This is a genomic window from Paenibacillus konkukensis (assembly GCF_023523925.1).
Taxonomy (GTDB): Bacteria; Bacillota; Bacilli; order Paenibacillales; family NBRC-103111; genus Paenibacillus_S; species Paenibacillus_S doosanensis.
The window spans coordinates 2,179,839-2,194,116 of the sequence record NZ_CP027059.1; the positions used below are offsets into that span (position 1 = coordinate 2,179,839).

Annotated in this window: 10 protein-coding genes and 1 pseudogene; all 11 read right to left on the reverse strand. The window is 50.6% G+C overall.

From position 1 onward, the window contains the following. Positions 1–60: 60 nt before the first annotated feature. Positions 61–1,437: an ABC transporter substrate-binding protein gene (locus SK3146_RS09285; protein ID WP_249864810.1), complete on the reverse strand. Its 1,377-nt coding sequence runs from the start codon at positions 1,435–1,437 to the stop codon at positions 61–63. 130 nt (positions 1,438–1,567) lie between these two features. Continuing rightward, positions 1,568–2,467 (reverse strand): carbohydrate ABC transporter permease, encoded by a 900-nt coding sequence (locus SK3146_RS09290; protein WP_249864811.1) that lies wholly within the window; start codon positions 2,465–2,467, stop codon positions 1,568–1,570. A gap of 15 nt (positions 2,468–2,482) precedes the next feature. Beyond that, the gene (locus tag SK3146_RS09295) at positions 2,483–3,394 is read right to left on the reverse strand and encodes a carbohydrate ABC transporter permease (RefSeq protein WP_249864812.1); all 912 of its coding nucleotides are present in this window, start codon (positions 3,392–3,394) and stop codon (positions 2,483–2,485) included. 113 nt (positions 3,395–3,507) lie between these two features. Next, positions 3,508–5,139 carry a response regulator gene (locus SK3146_RS09300; RefSeq protein ID WP_249864813.1) on the reverse strand — a complete coding sequence of 544 codons (1,632 nt, stop codon included), beginning with the start codon at positions 5,137–5,139 and terminating at the stop codon, positions 3,508–3,510. Positions 5,140–5,145: 6 nt separating this feature from the next. Further along, positions 5,146–6,939: a cache domain-containing sensor histidine kinase gene (locus tag SK3146_RS09305; protein WP_249864814.1), complete on the reverse strand. Its 1,794-nt coding sequence runs from the start codon at positions 6,937–6,939 to the stop codon at positions 5,146–5,148. A 463-nt stretch (positions 6,940–7,402) separates the two neighbouring features. Beyond that, entirely contained in the window at positions 7,403–8,464 is a 1,062-nt protein-coding gene (locus SK3146_RS09310; protein WP_249864815.1) for an NAD(P)/FAD-dependent oxidoreductase, read from the reverse strand. A 42-nt stretch (positions 8,465–8,506) separates the two neighbouring features. Continuing rightward, positions 8,507–9,508 carry an ABC transporter substrate-binding protein gene (locus tag SK3146_RS09315; RefSeq protein ID WP_249864816.1) on the reverse strand — a complete coding sequence of 334 codons (1,002 nt, stop codon included), beginning with the start codon at positions 9,506–9,508 and terminating at the stop codon, positions 8,507–8,509. Between the two features lie 62 nt (positions 9,509–9,570). Beyond that, entirely contained in the window at positions 9,571–10,422 is an 852-nt protein-coding gene (locus SK3146_RS09320; RefSeq protein WP_249864817.1) for a helix-turn-helix transcriptional regulator, read from the reverse strand. A gap of 324 nt (positions 10,423–10,746) precedes the next feature. Continuing rightward, the gene (locus SK3146_RS09325) at positions 10,747–12,390 is read right to left on the reverse strand and encodes a DHA2 family efflux MFS transporter permease subunit (protein ID WP_249864818.1); all 1,644 of its coding nucleotides are present in this window, start codon (positions 12,388–12,390) and stop codon (positions 10,747–10,749) included. Positions 12,391–12,402: 12 nt separating this feature from the next. Beyond that, positions 12,403–13,719, reverse strand: a complete 1,317-nt coding sequence (locus tag SK3146_RS09330; protein WP_249864819.1) for an efflux RND transporter periplasmic adaptor subunit — start codon at positions 13,717–13,719, stop codon at positions 12,403–12,405. 17 nt (positions 13,720–13,736) lie between these two features. Further along, a pseudogene (locus SK3146_RS09335) lies at positions 13,737–14,141 on the reverse strand (HlyD family secretion protein); the annotation flags it as partial. Between the last annotated feature and the right edge of the window lie 137 nt (positions 14,142–14,278).

Below are 14,278 nucleotides of genomic sequence, written 5' to 3' on the forward strand. Positions count from 1 at the left end.
TATAAAAATACCACTGTACAGCGTCGTTCGGCACCATACAGCGGTATTTATATCGGTTTATTATTTACTGATAAGGCTTCTCGCGTTGAAATCAGGGATGACTACGCGCTTGACGGTGCCGTCCTTCTCCGCGGTGTCAAGTCCTTCGTTGTAGCGCTTGTTCATATCATCGATCGCTTTATCGAGCGGAAGCACGCCGAGAATGTACTCCGCAACGACGCTTTGCCATGCTTTTCCTTCCACCTTATGAACCGGATACACCGGCCAAATCGCGTCGTCCTTCGGCGCAAAATCCTTGAAGTTTTTCAACGACGGCTCTTTCGCTTGCGAGATTACGGAAGGGATAAGGGCAACTCCTTTGCCTTGCTCGAAGTACGGAACGAGCACATCGTCGCTATAAATGAACTGCATGAATTCCCATGCTTCTTTCTTATGTTCGCTGGTCGAAGAGATATACAGCCAATTGCCGGCCGCGTTAATATAGTTAGCTCCTTTCGGTGCCTGGCCGTCAATGGTCGGCACTTGCGCTACGCCCCAGTTGATTTTGGTCGGAAACTGGGAGTCATACACGCTAGGTTCGGCAGATAGAGACATGTACATCCCGATCTTGCCGGCGGCAAATTGATTTCGGAGCGGGTCGATGTCGAGCGATTCGTAACCCGGCAGCATACTGTTATTGTCGACGATTTTCTTAATCGTTTCCACATACGGCTTCAGTGTGGAGAAATCGTATTTACCGGTTTTCCAATCATAGATGTCCTTGCCGTCCAGACGCATCATCGGCATGATGCTTCGCTCGTAAGCGGCCACCGGATTTTTCATATTGAGCGCGAAGCCGTATACACCCTCCGCTTTGCCGGCTTCGGTAATTTTTTGCGCATAGGCGACAAGCTCGTCAAGCGATTTCGGCGGTTCGGTAAGTCCCGCCTTGGCGAACAAATCCTTGTTGTAGATCAAACGGAAGGTCGAGCCGTAGTTAGGCAGACTGTAAAGCTTGCCGTCGAATGAGTTGATCCCGTCCAGCTTAAGAAGATTTTCGCCGAATCTCGTCTTCAGCTCCGGTGTGATATAGCTGTCAAGCGGCTCGATAGCCTTCATTTTAACCAAATCGTTGATCGCGAGCTTGCTCTTGGCGTTCATGATGTCCGGCGCTTCTCCGGCCAGAATGGCTGTTTGCAACGCTTGCTCGTAGTTATCGGTCATCACTTGATATTCGACTTCGACATTGCTTTTATTCGTTTCGTTGAACTGCTTGATTTTTTCCTGCATCAGATCGGTGTCGTGACGGGCGTTCGTCCAAAACTTCAGTTTCATCTTTTGTCCGGAGGCGGTGGCATTACCTTTGCCGTTGTCCGTCGGTTCTGTCGTTGCACAGCCCGCCGCAATCAGCGAAAGCGCCAGAAGTCCGGCTACAGCTGCTTGTTTTTTGCTCTTCATCGTTTGCTGCATCTCCTTATTCTAATTCGGTTTCGTTATCTATAGCTGATTATAAATTTCATAGCTTCAGAGCGGTAGAGCGGTAAATTTCCGGAGAGGGGGGATTTTTTTGCGATCCTTGCCCCTCTTGTTACCCTTTTACCGAACCGCTTGTAATTCCGCCGATAAAGGACTTGTTGGTCATGAAATAGACGACCAGAATAGGCAGTATCGACAGCATGGAGCCGGCCAGCATCAGGTGCCATTCCGCAGCGGCGTTCGTTGAGTACTTCAAGGAAATGACCCCCACCGTCAGCGGCCTCAGACTTGGGTTCGTCATTGTAAAAATCAGCGGCAAAATGTATTGATTCCATGCATCGCGGAACGTAAACAGACCGACTACGCCGAGTCCCGGCCCAAGCAGCGGCAGAATGACCCGCCAATATATTCCGAAAAATCCGCATCCGTCGATGGTGGCCGCTTCGTCCAGATCCTTCGGAACCGCTTTAACGAAACGTTCCAATAGGAAAATATAGAACGACAAGTGAGTGCCGATAAAAATCAAAATGATGCTCCACAGCGATTTATGCATATGAACCGACTTCATCATATCGTACAGTGGGCGATATGTAATCGCGCCGATCGTAATGAACATCGTCGCAGCAAGCACGAACATGATCGTCCCTCGTCCAGGGAAATTCCTTCTTGCCAGCGCATAAGCGCCCATAGAGCAGATGATCAGGTTCAACACCGTCGATATGACGGAAATGAATAAGCTGTTCCACGTATATAGCGCAAAATTCGCTTTTTTCCAAGCTTCGATGTAATTAGGCCACTGCCAAGCTTTGGGTATCATGTTTGTGCTGCCGAGCAGTTCGGAGTTGGTTTTGAGCGAGCCGAATAAAGTAAACAAAACCGGATAAAGAATGGAAAATACGATGATGAGCAAAAACAGCCAAACGATCACCCAACCGATCATCGAAGCGAGGCGAACGGAGGATTTGGCCCCCATGCCGCCGGCCGGATTGACTCTTGAAGAAATGCTGTTCATAGTTGGCTGACCTCCTTAATGCGACTCGCTGGACTTGCGCGAGATAAACAAATATAGTCCGGTAATGATTCCGACAATCAAGGCCGATACGAAGCCGGCCGCAGCCCCGTAGCCGTATTGCTGCACAACCGCTTCTCCTTCGGATACCGGGAAGAACAGCTTATAGATGTATAAATACATCACTTCCGTTTTCCCGACAGGCCCTCCGGCGGTCAATACCATGATGCCTTCATAGCTCTTGAGCGTATTGACGATCGCCAACATGATGATGATCTGCATCACGGGTCCGAGCATCGGAATCGTGACGTGGATGAACTGCTGAGTTTTGTTGGCGCCGTCGAGCGAAGCGGCTTCGTACAGATCGTTCGGAATGCCCTGCAGTCCGGCGAGGAAAAGCACCATGTAATTGCCGAGCGCTCCCCAGATCGCCACGATAATCGCCGTCGCCATCGAGTATTTAATGCCGAGCCATTCGATGGGGGATTGGATAATGCCGAATTGAATAAGAACGTTGTTTATAATGCCGTTGTACGAGTTGAACATCAGGTAAAATACGAGCGAAATGACCGCCGCACTAATAATCGTCGGCATGAACAGAATCGCGCGGATTGTGTTTTTACCGAAAAGCCGGCTCTGGTTCAAAATAAACGCCAGAATCAGCGCCAGCGGCAGCGTCACAATCAGCTTGCCGAACGTAAACACCCCGGTGTTCCTTACGGACTGCCAAAATTCGGCGTCCCGGGTAAACAGGCGGACGAAGTTGTCCATCCCGATAAACCTCGCGTCGGAAAAGCCGTCGTAATCGTAAAACATATATTTGAACGCCCAACCCATCGGGTAAATCGTAAAGAGAGCAAGCAATATAACGCATGGAAGCACCATAAGATACGGACCGGAATACTCTCTCCATTTTTTTTTGAGTAACATTGACGGTTAATCTCCTTTCTCCTGTTGTGTTTGCTAAACCAAGTATACGGGCGCTCGGCCGATTCCACTAGGGAGGCAATTTTCATCAGGAGGGGGGAGATTTTACGCTGCCGTCATTCGTCGAGAGTTACCGTTCCAAGCAGATGATCCCGGTATCCGGATGGCGTCATTCCGGTTTTTTTCTTGAATATTTCACGAAAATATCGTCGGTCGTGATACCTGAGTCGTTCCGCCACTTCATAGATGGGGATATGCGGATCGGCGAGCCATTGCTTCGCTTGCGCCAGCTTTCTGTCTGTAATAAATTCCACGAAGGTGATCCCGGTTTCTTTTTTAAATAAGCTGCTCAGGTAGTTGGGGCTTACACCGACATGATCGGCTACAGCGGGCAGCGTAATCGTTTGCAGCAGGTGCTCCTCGACGTACTGCTTAACCTGCTCGGTGATGTTTTTCGTTCCATTCTGAATCCACAATTTCACCTGCTGCGCGGAGGCCATACAGAGCTCGAAGACCCGGCTGCGCAGATCCGCCAAGCTTGTGTCCTCGAAAGTTCCAGGCCACGTTCTGCTGAAATCGTCGGACAGTCCGCCCTCGATATCCATTTCCAACATCTGACGGTACAATACCGCAGCCAGCTGAATGCAGGAAAGACGGGTTTCCTGCGGAGTGCATTCGCTGCTGTGCAGGCTGGTGAAAAAAACATCCACTGCTTGCGGAATAAGCTCCGTTTGTCCTCTTCGGACGACGCTCATCAACTCGTTCTCCGCGTGCATCGGGTATTCGCGCCCCCGGAGACGGTAGCGTGACAGATCTTCGTAGTGAATAACCTGATTCATGTCGAAGAAAGACATATGCTCGATGGCTTCGCACGCCTGCCGGTAAGCATCCGGCAGATCCTTCAGCTCCGGACAAAGGGAGCTTTGCCCCACAGTGACGGTAATTTTGGAGTTTTGTTCAATGGATGTTCTGCAGTATTCGGCAAATTGCAGCAATTGTAGCTTTACTTCCTTCTCTGATTTGCCCGGATCGTAATTGACGAGCAAGGTGTGCCGTCCCCATTCGGAATAAAACGCGACGCCGTTCCCCCACGAGACCAGGCAGTCACGGATGATATTTTCGACGATAAACCGCGTCAGCTCCACTTCCTGAACGGGCTGTTGGGAAATCTCGGCGAACCGGTCGATCGAAAAAACAAGCAGCCCGAAGTGCGCCGGCTTCACGGGTATTTCCGCGAAATTCCACTTGTCCTGCAGCCGCAAAGGCTGATGATCCCGGAACAGAACCATTTCCGTCAAATATTGCTGCCGCATGGCCGGGAGGCTCACTTGCACTTTCCGCTGAAACTGCTTGCGCTGCTCTTCCATCTCAAGCTGCTTGCGAATGGCGGAAAGCTCCTTTTCGATGATCGTCGTCAGCTCTTTAATATCGACCGGTTTCAGCACATATTCGGATGCGCCGAGTGAAATCGCCTGCTTGGCGTAATCGAATTCGTCATAGCCGCTCAACACGATGAACCGGATCTGTCGCTGCTCCGTTTGCAGCCGGCTCATGAGCTCGATGCCGTTCATATTCGGCATCTTGATGTCGGTGATCACCAGGTCGGCTGGAAAGGAAGCATACTTGTCCAAAGCCTCCACCCCGTCCAAGGCGATCTCCACTCGATCGACGCCTAGCTCTCCCCAGGGCACGTGCTTACGAATCCCCAGTACCACGCTCTCTTTATCATCCACCAGCATTACATTCATCGTTGATCACTCCTTGACGCAAAAAATTTGAATTTCCATGACTGTACCTGCTCCCAGGCTGCTTTTGGCGCGCAGACAAGCCCGGTCTCCGAAAAAATACAACAGCCGTTCCTTAATGTTAGCGATCGCATACCCTCCGCTTTGAACGGAGACAGAGTCATCGGCATGCTGAACTGATTCATTAAAATCTTTGATACGCTCAGGCGGAATGCCACAGCCGTTATCTTTGACCTGCAAAATGACCGTGCCCGACTCCATGACCCTGCAGGACACATGGATATGGAAGTCTTTATATTCGTTGGCCTTAAATGCATGCAGGACGCAATTTTCGACGAGCGGCTGCATGATGATTTTGGGCACCAGAACGTGTTGAGCGCGCGGGTCCGCTTCGATGTCATAAGTGAACTGCCTCTTGTACTGGTGATTCACCAGCTTCAAATAATGCTCCACATGCTCCATTTCACTGGCGATGGTCGTTTCCTCTTTGCCCTTGTTAAGGCTGAGTCGAAAAAAACGCGATAAAGACAATATGATCTCAGGAGCTGCAGGGTCCTCGAACTCAAGCGACTTCCAATACAGCTCATCCAGCGTATTGTATAGAAAATGCGGATTGATCTGCGCCTGAAGCGCTCGCATCTCCGCTTGGCGCTTGGCCTTCCCTTCCTCGAGAATTTGCCTCAGCAGGCCTTGAATACGCTCCAGCATCTCGTCAAACCGGTTACCGAGCTCGCCGATATCGTCCCGGTAAGCGGAAGAGAAGCGCACGTTAAGATCACCCAGCTTGACCTTATTCATCAGCATCATCAGCTTACGCAACCGATTGGTTACCCATTTGGCAATCCAATTGTTTACAAGGAACGAAACGATCAATAAAAAAACGGTCATCAAAATCGTGAAATACTTGATGAACTCGACCTTCCTGAGCAGAGTATCCTTCGGCTGGACGACGACAGCCCGCCACTGCGTAAACGGGATTTCCGAATGGTTGACTAGGACCGTTTCCTTGTTGATATCCATTTCAAAATGGGACGGCGCATCCTTCAAACGGGCGAGCGCTGAATTTTGAATAAATTCCGCCACAGCCGAAGATTCCTCGGACATCAGCAGAGGCTTGCCGAGCTCGTCCAAAATGAGGGAAAAGCCTTGCGGGACAAGGTGGATGCTCTTCAAATTATTGACGAATTTTTCCGTCGATAGCGTCATCACCAGGTAGCTGTCTTGATCCAGGTAACTCATATCCGCCGCCGGCCTTGTGAGCAGGCTGATGACATCCCCTTGACCGCCGAATAACGGATCACTTTGGCTGTGCACCCACACGTTTTTCGGTGAGTTGACGATTGCGGCATAATAAGGCGTCTCGCTAAAGGGTATATTTTTCTTCTCAAAGGGCCCTTCAAAAAAATCTCCCCTCGGCGTATTCATATAGATCGCCTTAATCGAAGTCGAGTTGGTCCGCATTTGTGAAAACAACGAGAACATCGTATTGAAAACCTTCGTATAAGGTTCATTCGTTTTATTCAGGCTCCAGCTCATCGCCAGCTTCATCGCTTCGCTGGAATTGATCAGGTACATCCGGTCGCTGACATTCTTCATTTCATTGCCCATGTAGCCACTCAGTTGATTTACCGTTTGGTCGGCCGCGTTATAGGCGTAGTCCTGCAATATTCGGGAAGCTTCATTATAAGAGAATGCTCCCGTTAGCGGAACCGCCAAACAGACGACGATTGATGTAGTAAGGAATACTTTACGCTGCAAGCTGTAATTTTGAAATGTGGTTAAAATCCGCCGAATCAGTCCCATTCGTGTCTCCCTTGGTTGAATTTTTCCGCTTTGCCCCTTTCATTATAAGGTAAGTATTATACAGAATGAAGTCTGCAATAATGTAATGTTTTCACATGCCGTGCTCGCTGCTGTCGTTGTGCAGATTTTGACGAGCTTGTACCGGCACCGGCTGCAGATCGCTACGTTACGCCTGCCGGCTCCTTATCGGCTGCCGCAGAGTAGCGGAGATCGCCTCCGCCGTCGGCTATGCCGATCTGAAATTTTTCCATCGGCTATCCTATAAAAAAACCGGGGTCGCCCCCCGGCAATTCTGGTCGCAATCGCAATCTGGCTAACCGAAAGTGTCATCGCAAGAAAACGGCCCCAGTCCCATGGAATACAGGACCGAAGCCGTCTAATGCTTTTACTTATTTATTTATACCGTTTCCTTAACGCGGGCTGCCGTTCCACACAGCCTATCACCGCGGGGATTATACGTTTATCAAAGCTGGTTCTTGACCATCATCTGATGAATTAACTCCCGATTGCGGCTGTTGAAAATATCATTATGCGAAGATACGGTTCCGCTCTGATGCGCTTCAGGCTGCAAATACAGCTTAGCCTGGTTTACCGCATTCGCCGCATCTTGAAATGCCCCTGCAATCAAGTGCAGCTTCTTATCGTATTTCAGAATATCTCCCGCCGCATAAATGCCCGGCACGGAGGAGCCGCTGGGGTCCTGACCGTCAATATAATGCCCGTCGATCAGCTTAAGATCCACTTTGCTGTTCTCCAATAAGGAGCGGTCTCGTTCGTAACCATGATTGATAATCACTTCGTCAATTGCCAGCTCGTCTACCTCGCCCGTTAGATGATTGGTCAGCTCGACTTTTTCAATCTTCTCGTGATTGGGATGGGCCATCAGCTTCGTTATCGTAGTGTGGAAGAAACATTTCACAGAGCTGTTCAGCAGCTGCTTCACTTGGGCTTCATGTCCGGACAAAGCGTCTTTTCGATACGTCAAATACACTTGACGGGCGATGGGCTCAAGCTCGTTCGCCCAATCCACCGCCGAATTTCCTCCGCCGGAGATGATCACCGTTTTATCCTTGAACCGCATAAGCGATTTGACGACATAATGGAGGTTCGACACCTCGAACTTCTCGGCGCCTTCCAGGTCAATTCTTTGAGGCTCCAGAATGCCTCCGCCGATCGCTACGATGACCGTTTTGGTATAATGCTCTTCTCCCGATGCGGCCCGCAGCTTGAATAAGCCGGAATCATCGCGCTCAATCGATTCCACTTTCTGATTCAATACGACGGTCGGATGAAACGTTAATCCTTGTTCCACCATCTGTTCGATTAATTTTTCGCCAAGGATGGGGGTAAGGCCGCCAACGTCCCAAATCATTTTTTCCGGATATACATGAACTTTGCCGCCCAGTACCGGCTGATACTCGATCAGCTTGGTTTTCATTTCCCGTAAACCGCTGTAAAACGCTGCAAACAGTCCGGCCGGTCCCCCGCCAATGATCGTAACGTCGTATAATTCCTCGTGCTTCATGATCTGGATCTCTCCTTTGCTGCGAACCATGGTTTCGTATCCTTATTGAGATAATACATTGTTAACAATCGTCTTGACCCCGAGTTCGATTCCCAGCGGTCCTCCGGCTGCAATCGAGCTGTCCAAAGGATACATATGCTTGTTCTTGACGGCATGAAGCGAATTCCATACAGAATCGCTCTCCAAGTTTTTCAAATATCCCTTTAATTTCTGGGAAGATCCTCCCAGATCGGCGACAAACATGTAATCGGGATTCATGGTCGCCAGTCCTTCCAGAGAAATCTGTTCTCCTTTTTTGGACATATCGACATATTGGCTCGGAGGATTCAAGCCAAGCCCGCTGTCCTTATTGAACACGAATTGAGTGGTAAAGGCCCAATATTGCTTATCTCCCAGCATCGTTACGCCAAACGTTTTATCGTTGTATGCTGTGAGCCGCTCTCTCGATTGCGCAACGAAAGCTTCAATCCGCGCGATTTCATCTTCTGCCTTCTGTTCTTTGCCGAAAATTTTTCCGTATTCCCGCAGCGCGCCCTGCCAGTTGTTTTCGTTGCTGTCGACGGTAATGACCGGGGCGATTTGATCCAGCTTGCCGCCGTAGCTCTCATACCGGTTTGAGACCGCGATAATCAAATCCGGGTCAACCGCCAGCAATTTCTCTATATTGGGGCTGGCTATCGAACCGAGATCCTCAATCGTATTGTTTTTGTACGGGGCCAAAGATTCCCACTCGCTGAGCACATTGATGTCCGTAGCGGCTACAGGGGATTCGCCAAGTAAAAACAGATGCTCGAAATTACGGAAAAACAAGAGGGCGACCTTCTCGGGTTTCTTCTCTAGCACGACCTCGCGGCCAAGCGCATCCACATAAGTTCTCGGCCATTTAGCCGCTTCCTGCCCGCTGGTTCCGGACTTGTCAATCTCCGCTGCAGGCGCTGCCGTATTCGGTGATCCGGCTGTGCCGGAATTGGACGTCCCGGCACAGCCGGCTAATATACTTACCAAAAATACAATGGAGACCAACAGTCCCATAAATCGTTTCATGCTAACTCCTCCGATGACAACTTTGTTTTGCCTTGTTAATGGCCAGTTTAGCAAAACCGATTTTAGATGTGAATGGAGCCATCCTGAAATCCATATGGATTATTCCTGAAATGACTCCTGAACTCACCGGGGGAGACGCCGAACTGCTTTTTAAACAAACGGCTGAAATATAAGGCGTCGGCATAACCGACGCTGTTGGCCACCTCGCCGATCGGCGCGTCGGTAGCCAGCAGGCCATCCTTGGCTTGGTTCAGACGATAGGCCATCAAGTAATTGCCCGGTCCCATACCCGCGTACTTCTTAAACACATAAAACAGCCTGTTTTCATTGATATCGTTTTGTTCCGCTAATGCTCGCACGGTCAGCGCGTCCATATAATGCTCATGGATATAATTCGAGATTTGCTCAAATAGCGCTTGTTCACCGTCGCTGCTTTGGTTGCGGACGCAAACGAATATCTCCTCCAGTACGCAGCGGAATATCGTCTCCGTCTGAAATGCCGTAACGCCTCCCGGCTGGCGGGACAATCGCCACAGAAGCTTAAGCAGCTCCGTCAGGCGGGGGCTTTGGCCCGGTGCAAGCTGGAAATGCGATTTGAGCAGAGAAAAGCCTGTCGGCTCGGGAGCGCAGATGCGATAGTGTACAAGCAGGTACTCCCAGCGGGTATTGCCGATCACCTTTCTATCCAATTTCATATTCGCTCCGCCATGAACCACAACTCCCGGCGCTAATATATAAGGCGTACCGCCAAACACAAATTCCGCCTTCCCTCTTAATGGAAATACAAAACCGGGAAAAGCTTCGGTATAGCCGTCGCCGCGCCTTCCCGGATCATGCCCGTACAGGCTGACTTGCTCTACCCGAAACGAGGTATGAGCAAAATGCTCGGCGAGCTTGTTAATGTCGATTTTCATTGTACACCGCTCCCACTTGCTCCTTAATGAGTAATCGCGTCGATAAATCACACACTTTAATCATACTCTTATCGATATTGATAATCAATATCAATTGATTCAAACAAAAAACCGGCCCCAACGTAAAGGACCGATTTTAAAGGATGTATGATTTTATAGCGGGTTAAAGAACTAAGATGTACTCGAAGCCCGTCAAGCTGTGCTTAGACTATCTTTTTAGCCGCCTCTATGAAGATATTCCGCTATCCGCCCTTGCCGAGTTTACCGGATACAAACCCGAATCGAGCAAGCCATTTGCGCAATACGCGCATGAGCTTCTTATACTTACGCTTTGATAGGCGCTGCCGTATTCATGTCGGCGCCTGCAGAGGCAGATGCTGGTTCAGACACTTCGGAAGAAGACTGCTCCTTCGCTTTCTTCTTTTCTCTCAACAAAAAGACAAGAGGAATGCAAATAAATGCCGGAATCGCCGAAATGTAGAACGTATCCGCAATGCCGCGAACCAGAGCTTCCTTCTGCATAATGCCGGCCAAATAGCCGATCGCCGTACTGCTGCTCGTCGCGGAATCGACGCCGCCCTGCGCCAGAACCCCGGATAAAGCCGAGATGAAGGAGGCCGCAGTATCCGAATAGCTGGGCACATTTTCCGTTATGCGATAATAATGAAGATATTGCCGCGAATTCATGAGGGTGGTCAAGATAGCGATCCCCATCGAGCTCATCACTTGGCGGGTTACGTTAGAGAGCGGCGACGCATCATTGATCAGTTCTTTGGGCACACTGCTCATCCCAACCGTCGAGATTGGCATCATGCATAGCCCGATACCGAAGCCGCGAATCGTCAGGATGACATTGATCCACAGATGCGACGTATCCGCCGTGAGCATGCCAAGCTCATACGTCGTTACGCCGAGGATAAGCAGCCCGACAACGCCCAGCGGGAGAACGCCGATTTTCTCCTGAAGCTTCCCGCTGATCGGCATCATCAGTGCCATGACTACCGACTGCGGAAGCAGTAAAATACCGGAATCCAGTGCTGTCATGGATTGCACGTTCTGCAAATAGATCGGCATCATGAACGTGCCGCCCATCATGGCCATCGTGATTAGCCCCGCAGTTAACGTACTTGCGCTAAACCGAAGGTTTTTGAACACCTTCAAATTAAGAAGCGGCGCCTCCGCGGTTAATTCCGCCCACAGCAGCAGCGCAAAGCTTACCGCCGAGATGAAAAACAGCGTGACGATATACAGCGAAGTCCAGCCTTCCGTCTGCCCTTTACTCAGGGCGAGCAGCAGCGATCCGAAAAAAATAACGGACATAACGGCCCCGAGTGTATCAAACTTCAGGTTGGTCTGTTTCACGCCGTCTTTTAAAAAGAAATAACTGGCTGCGGCTGCAACGATGCCAACCGGCACATTCAGAAAGAACAGCGTTCTCCAGCTGTAATACTGGATTAAGAAGCCGCCGAGCGTAGGACCTAGTGCCGGCGCCACCATCGCCGCTACCCCCCAAATCCCCATCGCCAGACCGATTTGCTGGCGCGGTACAATCGTATAGATAACAGCCATTCCGATAGGCATTATGAAGCCGCCCGTTAACCCTTGAAAAATGCGAAACGCAATCAGGCTTGAATCATTCCACGCGAGGCCGCACAATAAGGAGCCTACCGTAAAGCCGATTACGGAAAGAAGGAGCACCTGCTTGCTGCCGAATCGGGCGGACAAAAAGCCGCTTGCGGGAATAACGACCGCGGACGCCAGCATGAAGCCGGTGACAACCCATTGAATCGTTGTTGTCGGCACTCCGAATACGGTAGACAGCTTGGGAAGCGCAACGTTCACCAAGCTGCTGCTTAATACCGATACGAAGGTAGCCAAAATGATAGCAATCAGAGGCAGCCAAAAATTGGACTCCTCCTTATGTTCGAGCGGAGGAACCGCTGCTGTAGATTGAGACTGGTCAGCCATGTGAAACGCCCCCTATTCTATCGTCACCTTACTGCCGTCCAATAACTGCTCCGATGGATTAAGGACGATTTGTACACTGCCTTTCAAATTCGGATTGTCCATCACATAGACCCAGTCCGCGCTTTTGTCCGTTGTCGCGACTTCAATCAGTTTCGCCGTACCGTCCTGGATTGTGAAAACAAAGGTTTTATTATCTTTTTGAATCAGTGCGCTTTTCGGTACTTCCAGCCCGTTCTGGGCATAATCTTTCAGGTATACCTCTGCAAGCATCCCCGCCAGCAGTAAGCCGTCCGGATTGCCGATCGTCACTTTGACCGGGAACGTCGTGCTGTTCTCGTTGGAAACCGGACTTACGAAAGAAATTTTTCCCGCGAACGTTTTGTCCGGCAAATGGAGAACTCTCACTTCAACATCAGAGCCAGCCTTCATCTTGCCGATTTGCGCCTCCGGCACGCTAAGCTCTACTTGAACCGGGTCCATCTTCACGATGGTTAACAGCATCGTTCCAGCCTGCGCCATCTCGCCCGGCTGGATGTTCCGTTGTGACACGATGCCGTCGATCGGTGAGATGACGGATGCATCGGCAAGAACATGGTTAGACAACTCCAAACTCGCTGCAAGCCGTTCCACATCGGCCTGCAGCGCTTCGATCGTATTGGCGGTGGCTCCGCTCTTGGCCAGATCCAGCTTGGACCGTGCCGCAGCTACCTGGGCTTCCGCCGCCTTCTGCTGGGCCGAACTCTGATCGTAGGCCGCCTTGGCTTTCTCATATTCGTATGTGCCTTTATCCATATCCTCTTTGGTTACGGTAGACGTACTATCATACTTATTTCTCAGACGGTTGTATGTCTTCTGCGCCAGGTCCACGCCGGATTTGGCCTGCTCTACGGCAGCGTTCACCTGGTTTAAGGAGGCTTCGGCGCTTTGAACCGCGCTCTCGAGGCCTGCAATCTCCTGACTGCGGGCGCCGGCCTGAGTGTCAGCGAGCTTCGCCTTGGAAGCGACCAGCCCCGCTTCGGCCTGCTTCGCCTGCGAGATCAGATCGTCGGTTTCCAATTGGATCAGCAGATCCCCCTTCTTCACGACAGCCCCTTCGTCCACTTTTACCTCAGCGACTTTGCCGCTCGTTTTAGCTACGATCTTATTCTCCTGATCCGGAATAATTTTACCGCTCAGACCGTAATCGACGCTTTGTCCCAGCTTGACTGCTTGAACCGAAATAACTTGCGCTGCGCCTGCCGTGTTGTCGGCTACTCCGCATCCGGGCAAAGCAAAAACAACGGCTAATGAAAGGATCGCCCGGAGCCATGCCGTCTGTTTTTTTCTCATGGTTATGTCCCCTCCCCTTAGCCTTTCAAACGAATTTTGATCGTAGTATTCATGCCCGGAATGATCGCGAGTCCTGCTTGGTCATCGATGGAAATTTTGATCGGTATGCGCTGCGTTACCTTGGTGAAATTGCCGCTTGAGCCGGAAGCCGGAGCTAACGAAACGGCTGAGGCCGTCGCTTCGCCGATCTCCATTAATTTGCCGTGCAGCGTGTTCCCCGGGAAGGTGTCGACCGTAAAATCGACCGTTTGGCCAAGCTTGAGGCGATTGAGATCTCCTTCTTCAATGTTAGCGGAAACGTATAGCTTCGTTTTGTCGACAATCATGGCCACTGTCGTGCCGGGTGAAACCACCTCACCCGTTTTGGCCATCGTCTTGATCACCGTTCCGTCAATAGGCGAACGAAGCGCGGCCTGATCCAACCCCCGGCAGCAACAATCACCGCAACCGCTAGGATAGTATACAAAGCTTGCTTCCTCTTCATGATTTCTCCTCATCCTTCTTCTCTAATAAGTTCCGAATGATTCAGGTGTTTCACAATTATTTCGCATACGAAATA

Excerpts from the sequence above, each read along its gene's own strand:
- SK3146_RS09285 (WP_249864810.1), bottom strand. The coding sequence starts at position 1,437 with ATGAAGAGCAAAAAACAAGCAGCTGTAGCCGGACTTCTGGCGCTTTCG.
- SK3146_RS09290 (WP_249864811.1), bottom strand. The coding sequence starts at position 2,467 with ATGAACAGCATTTCTTCAAGAGTCAATCCGGCCGGCGGCATGGGGGCC.
- SK3146_RS09295 (WP_249864812.1), bottom strand. The coding sequence starts at position 3,394 with ATGTTACTCAAAAAAAAATGGAGAGAGTATTCCGGTCCGTATCTTATG.
- SK3146_RS09300 (WP_249864813.1), bottom strand. The coding sequence starts at position 5,139 with ATGAATGTAATGCTGGTGGATGATAAAGAGAGCGTGGTACTGGGGATT.
- SK3146_RS09305 (WP_249864814.1), bottom strand. The coding sequence starts at position 6,939 with ATGGGACTGATTCGGCGGATTTTAACCACATTTCAAAATTACAGCTTG.
- SK3146_RS09310 (WP_249864815.1), bottom strand. The coding sequence starts at position 8,464 with ATGAAGCACGAGGAATTATACGACGTTACGATCATTGGCGGGGGACCG.
- SK3146_RS09315 (WP_249864816.1), bottom strand. The coding sequence starts at position 9,508 with ATGAAACGATTTATGGGACTGTTGGTCTCCATTGTATTTTTGGTAAGT.
- SK3146_RS09320 (WP_249864817.1), bottom strand. The coding sequence starts at position 10,422 with ATGAAAATCGACATTAACAAGCTCGCCGAGCATTTTGCTCATACCTCG.
- SK3146_RS09325 (WP_249864818.1), bottom strand. The coding sequence starts at position 12,390 with ATGGCTGACCAGTCTCAATCTACAGCAGCGGTTCCTCCGCTCGAACAT.
- SK3146_RS09330 (WP_249864819.1), bottom strand. The coding sequence starts at position 13,719 with ATGAGAAAAAAACAGACGGCATGGCTCCGGGCGATCCTTTCATTAGCC.